The following is a 668-nucleotide window of genomic DNA, read 5'->3' as shown; positions in this document are numbered from 1 at the left end:
AAAGCATCTGTTCGTTTTTTATCTTCATCACTGAATTCTGCTTTATTTCCATTAACTTCTACATAAATTTTATCTGTGTAATCTGGTATATTTTCAGTTATTAACTGTGTCTTATCATTAGTATTATTAGTACCTGCAGGCTCAGATTCAGCTGTTGAACAGCCAGATAGTGTTGCGACCAGTATCAGATTAATATTAGTATTACTTTTTTCACTAGAAATGTACCCTCCATTTTTACAATAAAATCAGCCATTTTGGCTTAGTCATTATCATTTAAATACCAAGTTCTTTTTTTATTCCATCCTGGAGTATTTTAGAAAAATTAAGTTTCTTTTTCATTCCAGCTTCGTTAAGCCACCAGGGAATCTGTATTCCATTTAATATTATCTAAAATCAACTAACTAATCTAACTTTTACACTAGATATTATATCATACCTTTCAGTATTTTTATCCGTTTATAATTACATAATTTTCTTTATTTGCTCTATCATAATTATATCTTTTTCTTCAAGATTTTTCAATTGATTTATTTTCTCTAAAAAATCTACTATAATATTTGCCAATGTTACGGAATATGAGTTATATATACTAGCTTGATTATCAATTTTATCCACGATTTCTCCTTCTTTACTAGGAAACATATGCGAATATCTGTTAAGTGTCTGAT

At 27.8% G+C, this 668-nt stretch carries 1 pseudogene; it reads right to left on the bottom strand.

Going from position 1 to position 668, the window contains the following annotated elements:
• Window positions 1-462 precede the first annotated feature (462 nt).
• Window positions 463-668, bottom strand: a pseudogene (locus tag KTF99_RS16865) (tyrosine-type recombinase/integrase); the annotation flags it as partial.

This window comes from Erysipelatoclostridium sp. MSK.7.34 (assembly GCF_019041935.1).
Lineage (GTDB): Bacteria > Bacillota_I > Bacilli_A > Erysipelotrichales > Coprobacillaceae > Thomasclavelia > Thomasclavelia ramosa.
The sequence above is the reverse complement of the archived record's forward strand: the minus strand, read 5'-3'. Positions and strand labels throughout refer to the sequence as shown.